General features: G+C 54.8%; 23 protein-coding genes and 1 pseudogene. 19 read left to right on the top strand and 5 right to left on the bottom strand.

The genetic code is table 11. The features are described from left to right. Positions 1-28: 28 nt before the first annotated feature. Both fliB and AC4IBF_RS08035 read right to left on the bottom strand, forming a co-directional pair. Complete coding sequence (gene fliB / locus AC4IBF_RS08040) at positions 29-1,288, bottom strand: flagellin lysine-N-methylase (protein WP_491463253.1); 1,260 nt, start codon at positions 1,286-1,288, stop codon at positions 29-31. Between the two features lie 8 nt (positions 1,289-1,296). After that, positions 1,297-2,121: a flagellin N-terminal helical domain-containing protein gene (locus AC4IBF_RS08035; protein ID WP_088544828.1), complete on the bottom strand. Its 825-nt coding sequence runs from the start codon at positions 2,119-2,121 to the stop codon at positions 1,297-1,299. A 401-nt stretch (positions 2,122-2,522) separates the two neighbouring features. Between AC4IBF_RS08035 and fliD the strand changes: the two genes are divergently transcribed. Genes fliD through amyA form a run of 4 tightly spaced genes read left to right on the top strand, consistent with a single transcriptional unit; the run spans position 2,523 to position 6,292 of the window. After that, entirely contained in the window at positions 2,523-3,947 is a 1,425-nt protein-coding gene (gene fliD / locus AC4IBF_RS08030; RefSeq protein WP_133294722.1) for a flagellar filament capping protein FliD, read from the top strand. A 21-nt stretch (positions 3,948-3,968) separates the two neighbouring features. Then, positions 3,969-4,373, top strand: a complete 405-nt coding sequence (gene fliS, locus AC4IBF_RS08025; RefSeq protein WP_033145898.1) for a flagellar export chaperone FliS — start codon at positions 3,969-3,971, stop codon at positions 4,371-4,373. Between the two features lie 5 nt (positions 4,374-4,378). Further along, positions 4,379-4,753: a flagella biosynthesis regulatory protein FliT gene (gene fliT / locus AC4IBF_RS08020; protein ID WP_033145899.1), complete on the top strand. Its 375-nt coding sequence runs from the start codon at positions 4,379-4,381 to the stop codon at positions 4,751-4,753. A gap of 51 nt (positions 4,754-4,804) precedes the next feature. Beyond that, complete coding sequence (gene amyA / locus AC4IBF_RS08015) at positions 4,805-6,292, top strand: alpha-amylase (RefSeq protein ID WP_136195841.1); 1,488 nt, start codon at positions 4,805-4,807, stop codon at positions 6,290-6,292. A gap of 102 nt (positions 6,293-6,394) precedes the next feature. Here the strand turns inward: amyA and yedD are convergent, their stop codons facing one another. Together yedD and fliE are read right to left on the bottom strand one after the other, a co-directional pair. Then, the gene (gene yedD, locus AC4IBF_RS08010) at positions 6,395-6,808 is read right to left on the bottom strand and encodes a lipoprotein YedD (RefSeq protein WP_115875725.1); all 414 of its coding nucleotides are present in this window, start codon (positions 6,806-6,808) and stop codon (positions 6,395-6,397) included. Positions 6,809-6,882: 74 nt separating this feature from the next. After that, a complete protein-coding gene (gene fliE / locus AC4IBF_RS08005) occupies positions 6,883-7,197 on the bottom strand; it encodes a flagellar hook-basal body complex protein FliE (protein ID WP_008500329.1) in 315 nt (104 codons plus the stop codon). Positions 7,198-7,425: 228 nt separating this feature from the next. Here fliE and fliF point away from each other — a divergent pair, with 228 nt between their 5' ends. The 14 genes and pseudogenes from fliF (at position 7,426) to rcsA (ending at position 18,960) form a co-directional block, all read left to right on the top strand. Continuing rightward, complete coding sequence (gene fliF / locus AC4IBF_RS08000; protein ID WP_133294723.1) at positions 7,426-9,105, top strand: flagellar basal-body MS-ring/collar protein FliF; 1,680 nt, start codon at positions 7,426-7,428, stop codon at positions 9,103-9,105. Next, positions 9,098-10,096 carry a flagellar motor switch protein FliG gene (gene fliG, locus AC4IBF_RS07995; protein ID WP_059346984.1) on the top strand — a complete coding sequence of 333 codons (999 nt, stop codon included), beginning with the start codon at positions 9,098-9,100 and terminating at the stop codon, positions 10,094-10,096. The genes fliF and fliG overlap by 8 nt, the downstream gene beginning before the upstream one ends. Then, the gene (gene fliH, locus AC4IBF_RS07990) at positions 10,089-10,796 is read left to right on the top strand and encodes a flagellar assembly protein FliH (RefSeq protein ID WP_111964865.1); all 708 of its coding nucleotides are present in this window, start codon (positions 10,089-10,091) and stop codon (positions 10,794-10,796) included. The genes fliG and fliH overlap by 8 nt, the downstream gene beginning before the upstream one ends. Further along, positions 10,796-12,166: a flagellar protein export ATPase FliI gene (gene fliI, locus AC4IBF_RS07985; protein ID WP_023336182.1), complete on the top strand. Its 1,371-nt coding sequence runs from the start codon at positions 10,796-10,798 to the stop codon at positions 12,164-12,166. Before fliH ends, fliI begins: the two co-directional genes overlap by 1 nt. Positions 12,167-12,187: 21 nt before the next feature. Further along, positions 12,188-12,631, top strand: coding sequence for a flagellar export protein FliJ (gene fliJ, locus AC4IBF_RS07980; RefSeq protein WP_023312304.1), 444 nt, complete (start codon positions 12,188-12,190; stop codon positions 12,629-12,631). Next, on the top strand, positions 12,628-13,860 hold the full coding sequence (gene fliK / locus AC4IBF_RS07975; protein ID WP_133294724.1) for a flagellar hook length control protein FliK: 1,233 nt from the start codon (positions 12,628-12,630) through the stop codon (positions 13,858-13,860). Before fliJ ends, fliK begins: the two co-directional genes overlap by 4 nt. Positions 13,861-13,966: 106 nt before the next feature. Further along, on the top strand, positions 13,967-14,437 hold the full coding sequence (gene fliL, locus AC4IBF_RS07970; protein WP_023312306.1) for a flagellar basal body-associated protein FliL: 471 nt from the start codon (positions 13,967-13,969) through the stop codon (positions 14,435-14,437). Between the two features lie 4 nt (positions 14,438-14,441). Then, entirely contained in the window at positions 14,442-15,446 is a 1,005-nt protein-coding gene (fliM, locus tag AC4IBF_RS07965; protein ID WP_008500320.1) for a flagellar motor switch protein FliM, read from the top strand. Then, the gene (gene fliN / locus AC4IBF_RS07960; RefSeq protein ID WP_008500318.1) at positions 15,443-15,856 is read left to right on the top strand and encodes a flagellar motor switch protein FliN; all 414 of its coding nucleotides are present in this window, start codon (positions 15,443-15,445) and stop codon (positions 15,854-15,856) included. The genes fliM and fliN overlap by 4 nt, the downstream gene beginning before the upstream one ends. A gap of 2 nt (positions 15,857-15,858) precedes the next feature. Further along, the gene (gene fliO / locus AC4IBF_RS07955; protein ID WP_032658659.1) at positions 15,859-16,233 is read left to right on the top strand and encodes a flagellar biosynthetic protein FliO; all 375 of its coding nucleotides are present in this window, start codon (positions 15,859-15,861) and stop codon (positions 16,231-16,233) included. Then, positions 16,233-16,970, top strand: a complete 738-nt coding sequence (fliP, locus tag AC4IBF_RS07950; RefSeq protein ID WP_023619313.1) for a flagellar type III secretion system pore protein FliP — start codon at positions 16,233-16,235, stop codon at positions 16,968-16,970. The genes fliO and fliP overlap by 1 nt, the downstream gene beginning before the upstream one ends. Before the next feature lie 9 nt (positions 16,971-16,979). Continuing rightward, entirely contained in the window at positions 16,980-17,249 is a 270-nt protein-coding gene (gene fliQ / locus AC4IBF_RS07945; RefSeq protein ID WP_008500315.1) for a flagellar biosynthesis protein FliQ, read from the top strand. Positions 17,250-17,256: 7 nt separating this feature from the next. Then, positions 17,257-18,049: pseudogene (gene fliR / locus AC4IBF_RS07940) on the top strand (flagellar biosynthetic protein FliR); the annotation flags it as partial. Between the two features lie 287 nt (positions 18,050-18,336). After that, positions 18,337-18,960, top strand: a complete 624-nt coding sequence (rcsA, locus tag AC4IBF_RS07935; RefSeq protein ID WP_008500313.1) for a transcriptional regulator RcsA — start codon at positions 18,337-18,339, stop codon at positions 18,958-18,960. Positions 18,961-19,061: 101 nt separating this feature from the next. Here the strand turns inward: rcsA and dsrB are convergent, their stop codons facing one another. Then, positions 19,062-19,250 (bottom strand): protein DsrB, encoded by a 189-nt coding sequence (dsrB, locus tag AC4IBF_RS07930; RefSeq protein WP_008500312.1) that lies wholly within the window; start codon positions 19,248-19,250, stop codon positions 19,062-19,064. Positions 19,251-19,386: 136 nt separating this feature from the next. On the opposite strand from dsrB, the gene yodD reads away from it, so the two are divergent. Then, positions 19,387-19,614, top strand: coding sequence for a YodD family peroxide/acid resistance protein (gene yodD, locus AC4IBF_RS07925; protein WP_008500310.1), 228 nt, complete (start codon positions 19,387-19,389; stop codon positions 19,612-19,614). Positions 19,615-19,639: the final 25 nt, after the last annotated feature.

The following is a 19,639-nucleotide window of genomic DNA, read 5'->3' as shown; positions in this document are numbered from 1 at the left end:
TTGCCCACAACAGGGGCAACTTTTCTGCCTAAATTAACAGTTGTAACAATGAAAGATCGTCGCCCAGTTTGACGCTATCTATATGTTGATGAAAGAGCTTTCCTGCTTCCTGATTATGCTGGCTAAGGGAGTGGAAGCTGTAAATAACATCAATGATATTATCTTGTTCAATTTTCCCCGCCACGAGTGCCTGACCGGCAAGTAACGTTTTAAGGAAATAGAACTCCGCAACGATTAAATAAAGGTTATTCAACATGCTGCGGCCGTTGTTCTGCGGGAAGCCCTGCTCCCACAGTTTGTATTTAAAAAAGTTCTTGAATAAATGGTCATTGGTCGCCAGATAACTGCCCGCCACATCGCGCCAGACGGACTCGATGTTTTCCATGACCTTCTCTGCCGGCACGCTGTCACCCGCAGACTCAAATTGTTGATAAAGCTGGGTAAAATAACTGTTTAATACCGCACCGCCGCGGGCTGTTACTTTCTTCGTGAAGTAGCTCTGGATGAGCGAAATTAACGCGAACTTCAGGCTGTAGTTCTGATTAAAGCCGCCTAATTCCGTTTTGATTTTACCGCTCACCAGTTCGTTAACCAGTGAGAAATAGACCGTTTCGAGCGTGCCGATATTCTCTGCGATATTATCGAGCTTTTCCGCCACCATGAGGAATTTCACTACGGCGTAAACCTGTTCTTCAACGCTGACGCCCTCAACGCTGAAAATATTCTGGCAGAAGAGATTGATGACCTTGGCCTTCAAATCAATCATCGGCGCATTATTGACGTCCTGCTGAACAATGACAGATTCCATCAACGACATAGACTCCCGATCGTTCAACAGAAGTCGGGTCACTTCCGGACACGACAGGTTCAGCGATTTTTCGATTTCAGTTTTATAGACCCGGCTTGTCCGTGGAAATGTCGAACAGGTTGGGCTTAAGGCCTGGACGCCCATGGCGCCATGAACAGAACAGAGTTTTTCCGTATCCATAAACGGACAGTTTTTACTTTCCGTATGGAAAATCACTTCCCCCCAGTGGTCATAGTTTTTTTTGGTGACTTTTATCGCCGTTTTCGCCGTCTGACGAATCGCGGCATTTTTACTGTTCAGATAGCGATTAACGGAGGATTTATCAAACGCGATGGTCCAGCCCTGGCAACAATGTTCACGGCATTCCCCACCGACACATGAAAAATCTGCGACCAGCTTTGGTTGAGTGACACTGATTTGTTTCACAGGCGGATTCTCAAATAGCAGAGATAAAAAAACCCCGCCGAAGCGGGGTTTCACGCGTAAAATTAACGCAGCAGAGACAGAACGGTCTGTGGAACCTGGTTTGCCTGAGACAGAACAGAAGTACCAGCCTGCTGCAGGATCTGCGCGCGGGACATGTTGGAAACTTCAGTTGCGTAGTCAGCGTCCTGGATACGGGACTGAGCAGCAGACAGGTTGTTAGAGGTGTTGTTCAGGTTGTTGATTGCAGAAGTGAAGCGGTTCTGCACAGCACCCAGACCTGAACGTGCTTTATCAACTTTAGCGATAGCTGCGTCGATGGTGCTCAGGTCGGTAGCGGTCATCGTTTTCAGGTCGATTGCGTTCACGCCCAGGGTAGTGGTGTCAGCTTTAGCACCGCTCAGGTCCAGATCGATGGTGTCGCCATCGTTAACGCCAACCTGAATTTTAACCACGCCAGCTGCACCAGCAGAACCGTCCAGCAGTTTGATGCCGTTGAAATCAGTTTTGCCCGCAACACGGTTGATTTCAGCCAGACGAGCGGTAACTTCATCCTGCAGAGAAGCCAGGTCAGAGGTGCTGTTGGTGCCGTTGCTTGCCTGAACAGCCAGTTCACGAACGCGCTGCAAGTTGTTGTTGATTTCGTTCAGAGAGCCTTCAGCAGTCTGCGCCATGGAGATACCGTCGTTGGCGTTACGCGCAGCCTGGTTCATACCTTTAATCTGAGCGGTCATGCGGTTTGCAATCGCCTGGCCAGCAGCATCGTCTTTCGCGCTGTTAATACGCAGACCGGAAGACAGACGCTCGATAGCAGTGCCCAGAGAAGACTGAGATTTATTCAGGTTGTTCTGAGTGGTCAGGGACAACAGGTTAGTATTGATAACTGCCATAATTTTCTTTCCTTCAAAAATTGGGTTTTAGGTCCGGTGCCTAACACTCACAGCGTCTCTCACCGTCAACAAGGTTATCGACGGGTCCCCAAAAGACTTTAGAATCAATTTTGAAAAAATTACAACCAGCTGATTATTAAAAGATTTATTTTTAAAAAATCAATTAAGGTCCAACAGAGCGTTATTATTTATGCTTTTTTAACGCGCAAAGAGATGACTAAAAAGGCACACACTTATTCGTGTTTTCAAAGCGCAGATAATGATCCTAAAGTGCAATCCTTTCATTTACCCCGCCAGGACGCGTCTATTCTTTGGATTATTTTTTTCTCACCATCGTAAACTTTTACGTTGAGAGGCCGATAAGAGTCCTGAACTACTTTCGTATTTTAAGGAAAATATGCATGGCTACTATCAGTAACCTCGGGATAGGTTCTGCAGGACTCGGGGATTTATATAATCAGTTGGATGCAGCAGAAAGAACCAAGCTGACGACGATTACTTCCCAGCAATCAACGTATAACGCGCAGTTAAGCGCTTACGGCAAGCTGCAGAGCGCCATGACATCGCTGCAGACCGCGACCGCTGCGCTGGGTAAAGCAACCACCTGGAACTCAACGTCCGTTAGCAGTACCAATACGGCCTTTACCGCCACGACAACGGCTGACGCATCTGTCGGTTCCTTTGTTGTAAACGTCAACCAGGTTGCCAAGGCACAGGCACTCACTACCGGCTCCTATGCAAACAACACTGATCTGCTGGGCGATACGACAGGTACAACGCGTAAAATCACCATCACCCAGCCGGGCACGAAAACGCCTTTAGAGGTCACCCTGGCGGATGGCGATACGTCTCTGGCCGGGATCGCGAGCGCCATTAATAAAGCGAACGGCAACGTCACCGCCAGCGTCATTAAAGCGAAAGACGGTGATTACCGCCTGATGCTGTCATCAAAAACCACCGGTACGGATGGTGCGATGACGGTAAGCGTCACCGGCGACGCCAAGCTGCAAAGCGCAATTGGCTACGATTCCGCCACCAAAACGGGCGCGCTGACGGTGAACACCGATGCGCAGAACGCGATTGTGGTAGTGAACAACATCTCCATCGAGCGCCAGTCGAATACCATTACCGATGCCCTGCCTGGCGTGACTTTCTCGCTGAAAGCAGAAAGCAAGGCAGATGAAACATTAGAGGTGACTCGCGCAACGGATGCTAACCAGAAAGCAATCACGGACTGGGTCACGGCGTATAACTCGCTGCAGTCCACCATTAACAGTCTGACGAAATATGTTCCGGTTGATGCTGGCTCCGGCAGCCAGTCAGCCAGCAACGGGGCGCTTGTTGGTGATGCTAACGTGCGCGGGATCCAGTCTCAGCTGCGCGGTCTGCTGACCGAAGTGCAGAGCGGCTCGGTACAGATCATGGCCCAGCTGGGAATTACCCAGGACCCGGTAAAAGGTTCTGACGGTACCGTCGGTAACCTGAAAGTCGATACCGATAAGCTGAAAAAAGCGCTGACCGATAACCCTAACGCCGTACAGCAGTATTTTGTCGGTGACGGAAAGAAAACCGGTATGGCCACCCAGATGAACAACACGCTGACCACCATGCTCAGCACCAGTACCGGCAGCGCCGGGGTGATCCAGAACGCGAAAGACGGGATCAACAAAACGCTAAAAACGCTGGGTGAGCGTTACGATGCTATGGAAGCCACTATTGATGCCACCATGGCGCGTTACAAAACCCAGTTCACCAGTCTGGACGTATTAGTCACCAAAATGACCAATACAGCCAACTACCTGACCCAACAGTTCTCACAAAAGTAGTCGTAGCCTTCAGGAGTGGATATGTATAAGACCTCTGGTGTTCAATCCTATCAGCAGATAGGAGTCGAAAGCGCAGTCATGAATGCCAGTCCACACCAGCTGATTGTCATGTTATTCGACGGGGCGCATAGCGCCCTTGTTCGCGCGCGTTTGTTCATGGAAGCCGGACAAATTCGTGAGAAAGGCGAAGCGTTAACGAAAGCCATCAACATCATCGACAACGGTTTAAAAGCAGGACTGAACATGGAGGTTGAGAGCGAGTTATCCGGTAATCTTGCCTCCTTGTACGAATATATGGTTCGACGTTTGTTACTGGCGAATGTCAGCAACGACGTAGACGCAATTGTTGAAGTCGAGGGTTTATTAAACAACATTGCGGATGCGTGGAAGCAAATCGGCCCCAATGCGTCCTCTATTTCAGGATAATTTTGATGAATAATCCCAGCGCAGCGCTTAGCCACTGGCAGGCGTTACATGCTCAGAGCATTGCTATGCTCAATCTCGCACATTCTGGTCAATGGGATGCGCTTATCGAGCAGGAAATGCATTACGTTCAACTGGTGGAAAAAATTTCGCAAACACCCATCATGTCATGCCCTCCGGCTCAGGTTGAGCAAGCGCGTGCGCTGCTGGAAATGATCCTTGAAAATGAGAATGCGCTAAAGGCTCTGCTGAAAGTCCGGATGGACGAACTGCGTAATCTGATTGATCAAACCGGTAAACAGCAATCCATCACGTCTACCTATGGAAAGCTGTCCGGGAATATTCTTTATCCAGAAAGTTTGACCCGCGACACACAACTATGATTTCTTCATCCATACTCCAGAAGTCTGCCAATGGCTTCTGGAGCAAGGATGATGAAAAACCCCACCCTGTTACAATGTTTTCACTGGTACTACCCTGCTGGCGGTGAATTGTGGCGAGAGGTCACGGCGTTAGCTCCCAATCTTAACGAAATCGGCATCAACATGATCTGGCTGCCGCCCGCCTGTAAAGGGGCATCCGGCGGGTATTCTGTCGGCTATGACACCTATGACCTGTTCGACCTTGGCGAGTTTGACCAGAAAGGCAGTATCGCCACGAAATACGGCGACAAAGCACAGCTGCTGGAGGCCATTGATGCCCTCAAGAGCAACGACATTGCCGTGCTGCTGGACGTGGTGGTCAACCACAAAATGGGCGCCGATGAAAAAGAGCCCGTGCGCGTTCAGCGCGTGAACGAGCAGGACCGCACGCAAATCGATGACGAGGTCATCGAGTGTGAAGCCTGGACCCGCTACACCTTCCCTGCCCGCGCCGGGCAGTATTCGCAGTTTATCTGGGACTACAAATGCTTCAGCGGCGTCGACCACATTGAAAACCCCGATGAAGACGGCATCTTTAAAATCGTCAACGACTACACCGGCGAAGGCTGGAACGATCAGGTTGATGATGAGATGGGCAACTTCGATTACCTGATGGGCGAAAATATCGACTTTCGCAACCACGCCGTGACCGAGGAGATCAAATACTGGGCCCGCTGGGTCATGGAACAGACGCGCTGCGACGGTTTTCGTCTGGACGCCGTCAAGCATATTCCCGCCTGGTTCTACAAAGAGTGGATTGAGCACGTCCAGGAAGTTGCCGACCAGCCGCTGTTTATCGTGGCGGAATACTGGTCCCATGAGGTGGATAAACTTCAGGCCTATATTGACCAGGTCGAAGGCAAAACCATGCTGTTTGATGCCCCCCTGCAGATGAAATTCCACGAGGCGTCACGTCAGGGCCGGGATTACGACATGAGCCAAATCTTCACCGGTACCCTGGTGGAAGCCGATCCGTTTCATGCGGTCACCCTCGTCGCGAACCACGATACTCAGCCTCTGCAGGCGCTGGAAGCGCCGGTCGAAGCCTGGTTTAAGCCGCTGGCCTACGCGCTGATCCTGCTGCGGGAAAATGGCGTGCCCAGCGTCTTTTATCCGGATCTCTTCGGCGCCAGCTATGACGACGCGGGAGGTGACGGTGAAACGTACCATATTGATATGCCGGTCATTGAGCAGCTTCACGAGCTGATCCTCGCGCGCCAGCGTTTTGCCCACGGCGTGCAAACGCTGTTTTTCGACCATCCAAACTGCATCGCCTTCAGCCGCAGCGGTACGGAAGACGATCCCGGCTGCGTGGTGGTGATGTCGAACGGGGACGACGGTGAAAAAGTAATTTGTCTTGGAGAAAACTACGGCAACAAAACGTGGCGGGATTTTCTCGGCAATCGCGAAGAAACCATCACCACGGCGGCGGATGGCGAAGGGACGTTTACATGCAAAGGCGGAAGCGTGAGCGTGTGGGTAATAGAGGAAGCGCTGTAGAACGGGAAACGTGCGGCCTGATGCCCTCACCCCGTCCCTCTCCCACAGGGAGAGGGCGCAAACACCAAAAACGGCAACGATGTTGCCGTTTTGCTTTTACCCTTAGGGCAGCTTACTCTCCAGCGGATTCTTGCTCAGGTAATCGGCACACTCAACCGTTGGGCGATCGACCTTCTGCAGCTCCAGCCCGTCGTACTCAAGCGTCGAGCCATCGCGCTCCAGCGGATAGATATCCAGCTTACGCGTCACGTTGTAATAACTGTCTGAACGCAGCATGATTTTACCCGGCACGGCAATCACGCGCTGCCACTGACGGCAATCCAGCGTATCGCCCTCCTCCGTCACCACCAGCGTGGCAATCGCCTTCGGGCTGACCATGTTGCTCTGCGGCCCTTTCGACTGCCAGTATCCCGCCAGCTGCGCCGGGACAGGATGCTTGATCACGTCTTTATAATTATCGACCTGAACGCACCCGGTCAGTGCCAGCAGCGCGCCAGCAATTGCTATTTTTTTCATCATCTTTCCTGCATTCGAAGAAAAAAATATTGTGGCATTAAAGCGCTGCGGCTGCCAGCGGAGATCGACAGGTCTTAAACCTGCATCCCCATCACTTCCTGATAGGCCGACACCAGCTTATTACGCACCTGGATCCCCATCTGCAGGGAAACCGAGGCTTTTTGCAAATCGGTCATCACATCATTCAACGCCACGCCCGGCTCGCCGAGGGTGAACTTCTCGGCCTGAGTGCGCGCAGCGGTCTGGGTATCACTGATACGGTCAAGAGCGGCATGCAGTTGCCCTGCGAAGCTGATGCTCGGCTGCTGATCTGCCACATTCTGATTACGGGCCGTCATTGCCGTTGCCTGCAGCTGACTGATTACCCCTTCAATGCCCTGTATAGCCATGACTCTCCCCTGGATGGTTTTTTACGCGGTCAAGACTAACAGCTTGTCAATAAGATAATGGCGGTAAATAGCATGAAAAAACCAGGTTATTTGACGCATAGAAAATCACGAATCATCAAATAATGGCAGGGCCATCAATATGGAACTTTTGTCGTGTTTGCCGACCCGGGAGTCAGTTTTGTTTCTCTACACGAATAACGTAAACCACCAGGATTTAAGAGGTGCGCAATGAGTGCAACAGCATCGACAGCGCCGCAGAATAAATCACTCGAGTGGATGAACCGCCTTCGCGCGAATCCTAAAATCCCGTTGATCGTGGCAGGCGCTGCCGCAATTGCGATCCTTGTAGCGATGGTCCTGTGGGCGAAAAGCCCTGATTACCGGACGCTCTACAGCAATCTTTCCGATCAGGATGGCGGCGCCATCGTCACCCAGCTTACCCAGATGAACATCCCTTATCGCTTTGCCGATAATGGCGGTGCGCTTGAGGTACCGGCAGATAAGGTGCACGAACTGCGTCTGCGTCTGGCTCAGCAGGGGCTGCCGAAAGGCGGCGCGGTGGGCTTTGAGCTGCTGGATCAGGAAAAATTCGGTATCAGCCAGTTCAGCGAGCAGGTGAACTACCAGCGCGCGCTGGAAGGTGAACTGGCCCGCACCATTGAAACATTAGGCCCGGTGAAGAGTGCCCGCGTGCATCTGGCGATGCCTAAGCCTTCCTTATTTGTCCGCGAACAGAAATCACCTTCGGCTTCCGTGACCGTGAACCTCGAACCCGGCCGTGCGCTGGACGAAGGGCAAATCAGCGCGGTGACGCACCTCGTCTCCAGCGCCGTGGCCGGTCTGCCGCCGGGTAACGTGACGCTGGTTGACCAGAGCGGTCACCTGCTGACGCAATCCAATACCGCCGGTCGCGATCTGAATGACGCGCAGCTGAAATATGCCGCCGATGTCGAAAGCCGTCTCCAGCGTCGTATCGAAGCGATCCTGGGCCCGGTAGTGGGCAACAGCAACGTGCACGCGCAGGTAACCGCCCAGATCGACTTCGCGAATAAAGAACAAACTGAAGAACAATACAGCCCGAACGGCGATGCGGCTCAGGCGGTGATGCGTTCGCGCCAGATCAACACCAGCGAGCAGATTGGCGGTGCAAACCCGGGCGGCGTGCCGGGCGCACTGTCTAACCAGCCTGCCCCGGCTAACGCGGCGCCGATCTCTACGCCGCCGGCTAATCAGCAGAACGGTCAGCAGACTAACCAGCAGACCACCTCAACGGCGAATAACAGCGGCCCACGAAACACCAGCCGTAATGAAACCACGAACTACGAAGTGGATAGAACGATTCGCCACACTAAGCTGAACGTGGGCGATATTCAGCGTCTTTCCGTTGCGGTAGTGGTGAACTACAAAACGCTGGCGGATGGCAAACCGTTGCCGTTGACCGCCGAGCAGATGAAGCAGATTGAAAACCTGACCCGCGAAGCGATGGGTTACTCCGAGAAGCGCGGCGATACCCTCAACGTGGTGAACTCACCGTTCAACTCGGTTGACGAGACCGGCGGTGAACTGCCGTTCTGGCAACAGCAGGCGTTTATCGATCAGCTGATGTCCGCAGGACGCTGGCTGCTGGTGCTGATTGTCGCGTGGCTGCTGTGGCGTAAGGGCGTTCGTCCGCAGCTCCAGCGCCGTGCTGAAGCCGAAAAAGCGGCTCGCGAGCAGATGAATGCGCGTCAGGAAACGGAAGAAGCGGTTGAAGTGCGCCTCAGCAAAGATGAACAGATGCAGCAGCGTCGTGCTAACCAGCGCATGGGCGCTGAGGTCATGAGCCAGCGCATTCGCGAAATGTCAGATAACGATCCGCGCGTCGTGGCGCTGGTCATCCGCCAGTGGATGGGTAACGAACATGAGTAATACGCTTACGGGCACCGATAAAAGCGTCATCCTGCTGATGACCATTGGCGAAGATCGTGCGGCAGAGGTGTTTAAACACCTCTCCCAGCGAGAAGTGCAAATTCTCAGTGCGGCCATGGCCAACGTGCGTCAGATCTCCAACAAGCAGCTGACCGAAGTGCTGGCAGAGTTTGAACAGGAAGCCGAACAGTTTGCCGCGCTGAACGTCAACGCCAACGACTACCTCCGTTCCGTGCTGGTCAAGGCGCTGGGCGAAGAGCGTGCCTCCAGCCTGCTGGAAGACATTCTGGAAACCCGCGATACCGCAAGCGGTATCGAAACGCTCAACTTTATGGAACCGCAGAGTGCCGCCGACCTTATTCGCGACGAGCACCCGCAGATTATCGCCACCATCCTTGTCCACCTCAAACGTGGTCAGGCGGCCGATATTCTGGCGCTGTTCGAAGAGCGTCTGCGTCACGATGTGATGCTGCGTATCGCCACCTTCGGCGGCGTCCAGCCGGCCGCACTGGCGGAGCTGACCGAGGTGCTGAACAACCTGCTCGACGGCCAGAACCTCAAGCGCAGCAAAATGGGCGGCGTGAGAACGGCGGCGGAAATCATCAACCTGATGAAAACGCAGCAGGAAGAGGCCGTCATTACGGCGGTTCGCGAATTCGACGGCGAGCTGGCACAGAAAATCATCGACGAGATGTTCCTGTTCGAAAACCTCGTCGAAGTGGACGATCGCAGCATCCAGCGCCTGCTCCAGGAAGTGGATTCCGAGTCGCTGCTTATCGCCCTCAAAGGCGCCGAGCAGCCGCTGCGCGAGAAGTTCCTGCGCAACATGTCTCAGCGCGCGGCCGATATCCTGCGCGACGACCTTGCCAACCGCGGCCCGGTTCGTCTGTCTCAGGTGGAAAACGAACAGAAAGCCATTCTGCTTATTGTTCGTCGTCTGGCGGAAACCGGCGAGATGGTGATTGGCAGCGGAGACGACACCTATGTCTAATGAGCTGCCGTGGAAACGCTGGACGCCGGACGATCTGGCTCCTCCCCTCTCCGAGTTCACGCCAGCCGTGATACCGACCGAGGAGCTTGACCCGGACGTCGAGCAGCCCGAGCTGAGCGAAGAAGAGCAGCAAGCTCAAATGCTGGCTCAGCTGCAAATGCAGGCGCACGAGCAGGGTTACAATGCCGGTCTGAACGAAGGCCGGCAGAAAGGCCACGAGCAGGGATATCAGGAAGGTCTGGCGAAAGGGTTAGAGCACGGTATCGATCAGGCGCGCCAGCAGCAGGCGCCGATCCATGCCCGCATGCAGCAGCTGGTCAGCGAGTTCCAGCACACTCTTGACGCGCTGGACAGCGTGATTGCCTCACGACTGATGCAGATGGCGCTGGAAGCCGCGCGTCAGGTGATCGGCCAGACGCCCGTGGTGGATAATACCGCACTTATCAAACAAATTCAGGGTCTGCTTCAGCAGGAGCCGCTGTTCAGCGGGAAACCTCAGCTGCGCGTCCATCCGGACGATCTGCAGCGCGTGGAAGAGAGCCTGGGCGCGACGCTGAACCTGCACGGCTGGCGTCTGCGCGGCGACCCGTCGTTACATCACGGCGGCTGCAAAGTCTCTGCCGATGAAGGCGACCTGGATGCCAGCGTTGCTACCCGCTGGCAGGAACTGTGCCGCCTGGCGGCACCGGGAGTCGTCTGATGACCGCTCGCCTCACCCGCTGGCTCACCACGCTCGACAACTTTGAGACGAAGATGGCGCAACTGCCATCTGTTCGTCGTTATGGGCGACTCACGCGCGCCACCGGGCTGGTTCTCGAAGCCACCGGCCTGCAGCTGCCGCTGGGCGCGACCTGCGTGATTGAGCGTCAGGACGGTCTGGAAACGCGCGAAGTTGAAAGCGAAGTGGTCGGGTTTAACGGCCAGCGCCTGTTCCTGATGCCGCTTGAAGAGGTGGAAGGCATTCTGCCCGGCGCGCGCGTCTACGCCAAAAACATTTCTGGCGATGGGCTGCAAAGTGGGAAACAGCTGCCGCTTGGCCCTGCCCTGCTGGGCCGCGTGCTGGACGGCAGCGGTAAACCGCTCGACGGCCTGCCCTCCCCGGACACCACCGAAACCGGTGCGCTGATCACCCAACCGTTCAACCCCCTGCAGCGTACCCCTATCGAGCATGTGCTTGACACCGGCGTGCGCCCGATTAACGCCCTGCTCACCGTGGGACGTGGACAACGTATGGGCCTGTTCGCCGGGTCTGGCGTGGGTAAATCCGTTCTGCTCGGCATGATGGCGCGCTATACCCAGGCCGATGTGATCGTCGTGGGGCTGATTGGCGAACGTGGTCGTGAAGTAAAAGACTTTATTGAAAACATTCTGGGTGCGGAAGGCCGTGCCCGCTCGGTGGTAATTGCCGCGCCGGCGGACGTGTCGCCGCTGCTGCGTATGCAGGGTGCCGCGTACGCCACCCGCATCGCCGAAGATTTTCGTGACCGCGGCAAGCACGTGCTGCTGATCATGGATTCCCTGACCCGTTACGCGATGGCGCAGCGTGAAATCGCGCTGGCCATCGGTGAGCCACCGGCGACCAAAGGCTACCCGCCTTCGGTCTTCGCCAAACTTCCTGCGCTGGTGGAACGCGCGGGGAACGGCATCAGCGGCGGCGGCTCCATCACCGCGTTCTACACGGTTCTGACGGAAGGCGATGACCAGCAGGACCCGATTGCCGACTCCGCGCGCGCAATTCTTGACGGTCACATTGTGCTGTCGCGTCGTCTGGCCGAAGCCGGGCACTACCCGGCCATCGATATTGAAGCCTCTATCAGCCGCGCAATGACGGCGCTGATAACCGAGAAGCACTACGCCCGCGTGCGTAACTTCAAACAACTGCTTTCCAGCTTCCAGCGCAACCGCGATCTGGTCAGCGTGGGGGCGTATGCCAAAGGCAGCGACCCGATGCTCGACAAGGCGATTAGCCTGTGGCCGCAGCTGGAAGCATTTTTGCAACAAGGCATTTTTGAACGCGCCGACTGGGAAGATTCAATTCAGGCACTGGAGCTGATTTTCCCGCAGGTGTAACACAGGTGGAGGGCGAAGGTCATGGCGCAAAACAGCGCGTTATCAACGCTGAAAGATCTGGCTGAGAAAGAAGTTGATGATGCCGCATTGCAGCTTGGCGCAATGCGACGCGGGTGCCAGCAGGCTGAAGAACAGTTGAAGATGTTAATCGACTATCAGCATGAATATCGCACCAACCTCAATACCGATATGACACAGGGCATTGGAAGCCAGCGCTGGATTAACTATCAGCAGTTTATCCAGACGCTGGAGAAGGCGATAGATCAGCATCGCCAGCAGCTTAACCAGTGGACCCAGAAAGTCGATACCGCGCTGAATTTCTGGCGCGAGAAGAAGCAGCGGCTGCAGGCCTGGCAGACTTTACAGGACCGACAGATCGCGGCAACGACCCTGGCGGAAAACCGTCTGGATCAGAAGAAAATGGATGAGTTTGCCCAGCGCGCATCAATGAGGAAACCGGAATGATCACACTGCAACAACTGCTGATGAGCGACAGCGACCTGTCAGGCGGCACGCAAACAGGGAAAGGCACCGACGGTGCTCAGGACTTTCTCTCTCTGCTGGCGGGCGCCCTGTCGGACGCAACGGGCAAGGGCAAAGATGCGCCGCTGACCCTGGCTGACCTGAAAGCCGCCGGCAGTAAACTGTCAAAAGTGGCCCAGGACGCAAAAGGTGATACCACCCTGCAGGCCAAAATTGCCGACCTGCTCTCGCGCCAGACGGCGCTGAATGGCGATGAAACGTCGCCCGTCACGTCGCTTGATACGCTGGTTTCCGGGCTGGTGCCGCTGTCTAAGGGCGACGCGCTGAAGACGATCAATGCCGCGAACAGCAAAGATGACGGTAAAAGCGAGCTTAGCGAAGAAGAACTGGCCGGATTAAGCGCGCTGATGGCGATGCTGCCTCACCAGCAAACTACAGCCTCTCGCGCGGCAGGCAGTGAGGGCGTTTCCGCCACCTCAACGCTGAGTTCCGCGACGCTTTCGCAAAACGGCGTGGGCCAGCCGTCCCTGAACGCGTCCGCGGGAAGCCACGATAAAGCGCAGAGTTCTACGCCTTATCAGAGCCAGGCGAAAACCAACGAACCCGCTCTGTCGGGCAACGTGCCTGCTACACCGGCCGTGGCCGCGGCAGCAGAGAAGCAGGAGCTCGCCAGTTCGTCCTCCTCATCATCACCAACGGCCACCCTGGCACCGATTATGTCCAGCCATGCGACCAGCCAGACGGCCGCTACCGTTGCCACCGCGCCGGTGTTAAGCCAGCCTCTGGGAACCCACGAGTGGCAGCAGTCTCTGAGCCAGCACATCACCCTGTTCACTAAGCAGGGCCAGCAGACGGCAGAGCTGCGCCTGCACCCGGAAGATCTGGGTCAGGTGCAAATTTCGCTTAAGCTGGATGACAACCAGGCCCAGCTGCAGATGGTCTCTGCGCACAGCCATGTTCGTGCAGCGCTGGAAGCCGCGCTGCCGGTACTGCGGACCTCACTGGCGGAAAACGGCATTCAGCTTGCACAGAGTAGCGTCAGCAGCGAGAGCTTCGCCGGGCAGCAGCAGTCCTCATCCCAGCAGCAGCACCAGGCTTCGCGTTCCGGCAACACCGGCGGTTTTAATGAAGAAAGCGATGAGTTGCTGCCTGTTCCTTCCGCCCTGCAGTCCGCAGCGCGCGGTAACAGTGCCGTAGACATCTTCGCCTAAACGCCAGAGGTAGCGTGATTATCCCCGTCTTTTCCACGCTTTGACGACAGCAGGACACGGGATAATCACCTTATTAAGCTGTACCGAAACAGGAAGCTCGTATCAGATGACTGACTCCGCTATCACCAAAAAAAGTAAGCGTTCCATCTGGATCCCGCTGCTGGTGTTGATCACGCTCGCCGCCTGCGCTACCGCGGGCTATAGTTACTGGCGTATGCAGCAGGAACCGACCACCGCTGCGGCCAAAGCTGAAGCACCTCCTCCGCCGGCTCCAGTGTTCTTCCCGCTGGATACCTTCACCGTCAATCTCGGTGATGCGGATCGTGTGCTTTACGTTGGCATTACGCTGCGCCTGAAAGATGAAGCCACCCGTTCACGTCTGAACGATTACCTTCCTGAAGTGCGTAGTCGTCTGTTGCTGCTGTTCTCTCGTCAGGACGCTTCAGCGCTGGCCACCGATGTGGGTAAGCAAAAGCTGGTCGACGCTATTAAACAAACGCTGGCGACCCCGCTGGTAAACGGCCAACCTAAGCAGGAAGTCACTGACGTTCTGTATACAGCATTCATTCTGCGGTAACGACATGGGCGACAGTATTCTTTCTCAGGCAGAAATCGATGCGCTGCTCAACGGCGACAGCGATAAAAGTGATGATCCGCAACCGGGCATTGGCGGCGATAGCGATATTCGTCCCTATGACCCGAATACCCAGCGTCGCGTGGTACGTGAACGTCTGCAGGCGCTGGAGATCATTAACGAACGTTTTGCACGTCAGTTCCGTATGGGGCTGTTTAACCTGCTGCGTCGTAGCCCGGATATTACGGTCGGTGCGATCCGCATTCAGCCGTACCATGAGTTTGCCCGCAACCTGCCGGTGCCAACCAACCTTAACCTGATTCATCTGAAGCCGCTGCGCGGCACCGGTCTGGTGGTGTTTTCGCCAAGCCTGGTGTTCATTGCGGTGGATAACCTGTTCGGCGGCGACGGGCGTTTCCCAACCAAAGTAGAAGGTCGTGAATTCACCCACACCGAACAGCGCGTCATTAACCGCATGCTGAAGCTGGCGCTGGAATCATACAGCGACGCGTGGAAAGCGATTAACCCGCTGGAAGTGGAGTACGTCCGTTCTGAGATGCAGGTGAAATTTACCAATATCACCACCTCCCCGAACGATATCGTCGTTAACACGCCGTTCCACGTGGAGATCGGTAACCTGACCGGCGAGTTCAACATCTGCCTGCCGTTCAGCATGATCGAACCGCTGCGCGAGCTGCTGGTTAACCCGCCGCTGGAGAACTCCCGCAACGAAGACCAGAACTGGCGTGAAAACCTGGTCCGCCAGGTCCAGCATTCGCAGCTTGAACTGGTGGCGAGCTTCGCCGATATCCCGCTGCGGTTATCTCAGATCCTGAAATTACAACCCGGCGATGTTTTGCCGATAGAAAAACCCGACCGCATTATTGCCCATGTGGATGGTGTCCCCGTGCTGACAAGCCAGTACGGCACGATTAACGGTCAGTATGCGTTACGCGTTGAGCACTTGATCAACCCGATTTTGAATTCGCTGAATGAGGAACAGCCCAAATGAGTGACATGAACAATCCGTCCGATGAAAACAGCGGAGCACTGGACGATCTGTGGGCTGACGCGTTAAACGAGCAAAAAGCGACCCCGGCCAAAAGCGCAGCGGATGCCGTATTCCAGCAGCTCGGCGGCGGTGACGTCAGCGGCACGCTGCAGGACATCGACCTGATCATGGATATCCCGGTTAAGCTGACCGTTGAGCTGGGACGCACCCGTATGACCATTAAAGAGCTGCTGCGCCTGACGCAGGGTTCCGTGGTGGCCCTTGACGGTCTGGCCGGTGAGCCGCTGGATATCCTGATCAACGGCTATCTGATTGCCCAGGGTGAAGTCGTAGTGGTTGCCGATAAATACGGCGTACGCATCACCGACATCATTACCCCGTCTGAACGTATGCGTCGTCTGAGCCGTTAAGCATGAAAACCCAGGCAACAATATCACAGCCTTCTGCCGTTCCCGGCTCACCTCTGCTCCAGGTGAGCGGGGCGTTGTTCGGTATTATTGCCTTTATTCTTATCGCCGCCTGGCTGGCAAAACGCTTTGGCCTGGCGGGTAAAACCGCCGGTGCCCGCGGCCTGAAGGTTAGCGCCAGCACCACCCTGGGTCCACGCGAACGCGTGGTCATCGTCGAGGTGGACGATGCGCGTCTGGTTCTGGGCGTAACGGCCTCAAACATCAGCGTATTACACAAGCTGCCGCCCGCTCCTGTTGTGGTGGACGAGCGCGCAGAGGCCCCTGCGGATTTTCAGTCCGTCATGAAGAGTTTGCTTAAGCGTTCCGGGAGATCCTGATGCGCCGTTTGTTATCCCTGACGCTTGCGGGCGTTGCCCTGTTTGCTCCCGCGGTCTATGCACAGCTGCCCGGTCTGGTCTCAACCCCTCTCGCGGGTGGTGGGCAAAGCTGGTCACTTCCCGTTCAGACGCTGGTGTTCATCACCTCGCTGACGTTTATTCCGGCCATCCTGCTGATGATGACCAGCTTCACCCGCATCATCATCGTTTTCGGTCTGCTGCGAAACGCGCTGGGCACCCCTTCCGCTCCGCCAAACCAGGTTCTGCTCGGGCTGGCGCTGTTTTTGACCTTTTTCATTATGTCACCGGTGATCGATAAGATTTATACCGACGCCTATCAGCCGTTCAGCGAAGACAAAATCTCCATGCAGGAGGCGCTCGACAAAGGCGCACAGCCGCTGCGGGAATTTATGCTGCGCCAGACGCGCGAAGCCGACCTGGCCCTTTTCGCCCGCCTGTCCAACACCGGCGAGCTGCAGGGACCGGAAGCGGTGCCAATGCGTATTCTGCTGCCCGCCTATGTTACCAGCGAGCTGAAAACCGCGTTCCAGATTGGCTTTACCATTTTTATTCCGTTCCTGATTATCGATCTGGTGATCGCCAGCGTCCTGATGGCGCTCGGGATGATGATGGTGCCGCCCGCGACCATTGCCCTGCCCTTTAAGATCATGCTCTTTGTACTGGTCGACGGCTGGCAGCTGCTGGTCAGCTCGCTGGCGCAGAGTTTCTACAGTTAAGGAACGGCAATGACACCCGAATCGGTCATGATGATGGGCACGGAGGCGATGAAAATCGCGATTGCCGTTGCCGCGCCGCTGCTGCTTGTCGCGCTGGTTACCGGTCTGATTATCAGTATTCTGCAGGCCGCCACCCAGATAAACGAAATGACGCTGTCATTCATCCCGAAAATCATCGCCGTGTTCGTGGCGATCATCGTAGCCGGGCCGTGGATGCTGAACCTGTTGCTGGACTATATGCGCAACCTGTTTACCAACCTGCCGTATATCATCGGCTGACCTGACGATGCTGCACTTCACCAGCGACCAGTGGGTTCAGTGGCTCGGCGTCTACTTCTGGCCGATGCTGCGCATCATGGCGCTGATCTCCACCGCCCCCATTCTCAGCGAGAAATCGATACCCAAACGCGTCAAGGTGGGACTGGGGATTATTATCTCCATTATCGTCGCGCCCTCTCTGCCCCCCGTGGATATTCCGATCTTCTCGGCGAACGCGGTGTGGGTGGCCTTGCAGCAGGTTATGATTGGCGTCGCCGTCGGCTTTACCATGCAGCTGGCCTTTGCCGCCGTGCGTACCGCGGGGGAACTGATTGGCCTGCAGATGGGGTTATCTTTTGCCACGTTTGTCGATCCCGGCAGTCATCTCAACATGCCCGTGCTGGCGCGCATTATCGATCTGCTCGCCATGCTGCTGTTCCTGTCGTTCAACGGCCATCTGTGGCTAATCTCCATGCTGGTGGACACGTTCCATACCCTGCCGATTGGCGAAAACCCGGTGAACAGCAACGCTTTCCTGGCGCTCACCCGAGCGGCGGGGCTGATCTTCCTGAACGGGCTGATGCTGGCGTTACCTATCATCACCCTGCTGCTGACCGTCAACCTGGCTTTAGGTTTACTCAACCGAATGGCGCCGCAGCTTTCGGTGTTTGTCATTGGTTTTCCGCTGACGCTGACGGTCGGAATTTTATTAATGTCATTACTGATGCCACTGATCGCTCCCTTCTGTGAACATTTATTCGGCGAGATATTCAACCTGTTAGCGGATATTGTCAGCGAGCTGCCACGTAAATAATATCCCTCACTGTTGCTATTGTCTTTCTGAGGATATTCCTAAAATAAAATGCGAAAAACATCTTCCAGGATATATCTGACGCGGTTTAATTGTTTCTAACCACCTCACAATACTTAATATTTACTTTACTTTAAGAAGATTCCTGGCAAATTATACGTAACTTTACGGGATAGTGAGTCCGCCTGAAAGTCTTTGTCATGCTCACAGGTTTATTATTTTTTTCCATCCCGTATGGCTGTTTTGAGCTCTCAGGCAGATGGTGAATTATCGTTACGCATTGAGTGAGGGTATGCCATGTCAACGATCATTATGGATTTATGCAGCTACACCCGGCTAGGGTTAACCGGGTACCTGGCAAGCAGAGGGGTAAGAAAGAGAGACATCAACGATGCACACACCGTTGACGAACTCGCAGCCGCTTGTGACGAACTAAAACCAGGCGTGGTGTTTATTAATGAGGACTGTTTCATTCACGATCCAGCCAACAGTCAGCACATTAAGCAAATCATTAATCAGCATCCAAAAACCCTGTTTATTGTTTTTATGGCGATCGCGAATATCCATTTCGATGAGTATTTGTTGGTCCGTAAAAATTTATTGATCAGTTCTAAATCGATTAAACCCGAGTCGCTGGATGACATTTTGGGTGATTATTTGAATAAAGAAGTTAAAAATGTAGGAGCGGTTAACTTACCCACCCTATCATTAAGCAGGACTGAATCAAGTATGCTGCGAATGTGGATGGCGGGACAAGGAACTATTCAGATCTCCGACCAGATGAATATTAAAGCGAAAACCGTTTCGTCACACAAAGGAAATATTAAACGGAAAATTAAAACGCATAATAAGCAAGTGATCTACCATGTGGTACGCCTGACCGATAATGTGACGAACGGGATTTTCGTTAACATGCGTTAGTCGCTTAAGACCCTGTGCACCCTACCTTTGATCTCTGGCCTGGCCAGAGATTTTTGCTTCTGCAGAGGATGTCGGGCCGCGATGTGCTCCCCGACGCCATGTTAGTCTGCTTTCTCAACAAAGATACCGTCAGGATGCCCCAGTTCGTTAAAAAACCAAATGCCGAGCGGGTAGTCTTCCAGTGATACCAGGTACATTGTCCCTTCACTAAACTCTTCAATTGCCAGCACCACACCCGGGCGGCGCGGCCCACCGTCCGTTTTAACGGTTACCCGATCGTTGACCTTCATACATTCCTCCTCTGGTTTTGAGCCAGTGTAGAACAAAACGCAAAAACACACATCGCCGTCCGGCGTGAATGGCGTTTTTATACACAGGCTATACTTAACCCTGGACACGTTTGCAGGTTGAAAGAGGAGTCCCGCAATGAAGACCGATAAAGAGTACAGCGACACCATCAAGCGCGAAGTCGAGGTGGATGTCGATGCCCTGCTGGCCGCCATCAATGAGATCAGTGAGTCAGAAGTCCGCCGGTCGGACGACAATTCGGACCGCGTCATTGTCAACGGAAGGGATTATCACACCTATCGTGAGCTGGCGGAGGCCTTCGAGCTCGATATTCACGACTTTAGCGTGTCTGAAGCCAATCGTTAGGGCGAAAAAAATCCCGGTCATGGGG

The organism is Enterobacter sp. Taxon_8, assembly GCF_058354585.1.
Note: the sequence above shows the minus strand (reverse complement) of the source record. Positions and strands in the feature narration are given on the sequence as shown.

Coding starts and splice junctions, on each gene's coding strand:
- fliT (WP_033145899.1), top strand. CDS start 4,379: ATGAATAATCCCAGCGCAGCGCTTAGCCACTGGCAGGCGTTACATGCT.
- fliP (WP_023619313.1), top strand. CDS start 16,233: ATGCGCCGTTTGTTATCCCTGACGCTTGCGGGCGTTGCCCTGTTTGCT.
- amyA (WP_136195841.1), top strand. CDS start 4,805: ATGAAAAACCCCACCCTGTTACAATGTTTTCACTGGTACTACCCTGCT.
- fliH (WP_111964865.1), top strand. CDS start 10,089: ATGTCTAATGAGCTGCCGTGGAAACGCTGGACGCCGGACGATCTGGCT.
- fliS (WP_033145898.1), top strand. CDS start 3,969: ATGTATAAGACCTCTGGTGTTCAATCCTATCAGCAGATAGGAGTCGAA.
- fliG (WP_059346984.1), top strand. CDS start 9,098: ATGAGTAATACGCTTACGGGCACCGATAAAAGCGTCATCCTGCTGATG.
- fliJ (WP_023312304.1), top strand. CDS start 12,188: ATGGCGCAAAACAGCGCGTTATCAACGCTGAAAGATCTGGCTGAGAAA.
- fliK (WP_133294724.1), top strand. CDS start 12,628: ATGATCACACTGCAACAACTGCTGATGAGCGACAGCGACCTGTCAGGC.
- fliQ (WP_008500315.1), top strand. CDS start 16,980: ATGACACCCGAATCGGTCATGATGATGGGCACGGAGGCGATGAAAATC.
- dsrB (WP_008500312.1), bottom strand. CDS start 19,250: ATGAAGGTCAACGATCGGGTAACCGTTAAAACGGACGGTGGGCCGCGC.
- fliN (WP_008500318.1), top strand. CDS start 15,443: ATGAGTGACATGAACAATCCGTCCGATGAAAACAGCGGAGCACTGGAC.
- fliM (WP_008500320.1), top strand. CDS start 14,442: ATGGGCGACAGTATTCTTTCTCAGGCAGAAATCGATGCGCTGCTCAAC.
- fliL (WP_023312306.1), top strand. CDS start 13,967: ATGACTGACTCCGCTATCACCAAAAAAAGTAAGCGTTCCATCTGGATC.
- fliD (WP_133294722.1), top strand. CDS start 2,523: ATGGCTACTATCAGTAACCTCGGGATAGGTTCTGCAGGACTCGGGGAT.
- fliI (WP_023336182.1), top strand. CDS start 10,796: ATGACCGCTCGCCTCACCCGCTGGCTCACCACGCTCGACAACTTTGAG.
- yedD (WP_115875725.1), bottom strand. CDS start 6,808: ATGAAAAAAATAGCAATTGCTGGCGCGCTGCTGGCACTGACCGGGTGC.
- fliE (WP_008500329.1), bottom strand. CDS start 7,197: ATGGCTATACAGGGCATTGAAGGGGTAATCAGTCAGCTGCAGGCAACG.
- fliO (WP_032658659.1), top strand. CDS start 15,859: ATGAAAACCCAGGCAACAATATCACAGCCTTCTGCCGTTCCCGGCTCA.
- rcsA (WP_008500313.1), top strand. CDS start 18,337: ATGTCAACGATCATTATGGATTTATGCAGCTACACCCGGCTAGGGTTA.
- yodD (WP_008500310.1), top strand. CDS start 19,387: ATGAAGACCGATAAAGAGTACAGCGACACCATCAAGCGCGAAGTCGAG.
- fliF (WP_133294723.1), top strand. CDS start 7,426: ATGAGTGCAACAGCATCGACAGCGCCGCAGAATAAATCACTCGAGTGG.
- AC4IBF_RS08035 (WP_088544828.1), bottom strand. CDS start 2,121: ATGGCAGTTATCAATACTAACCTGTTGTCCCTGACCACTCAGAACAAC.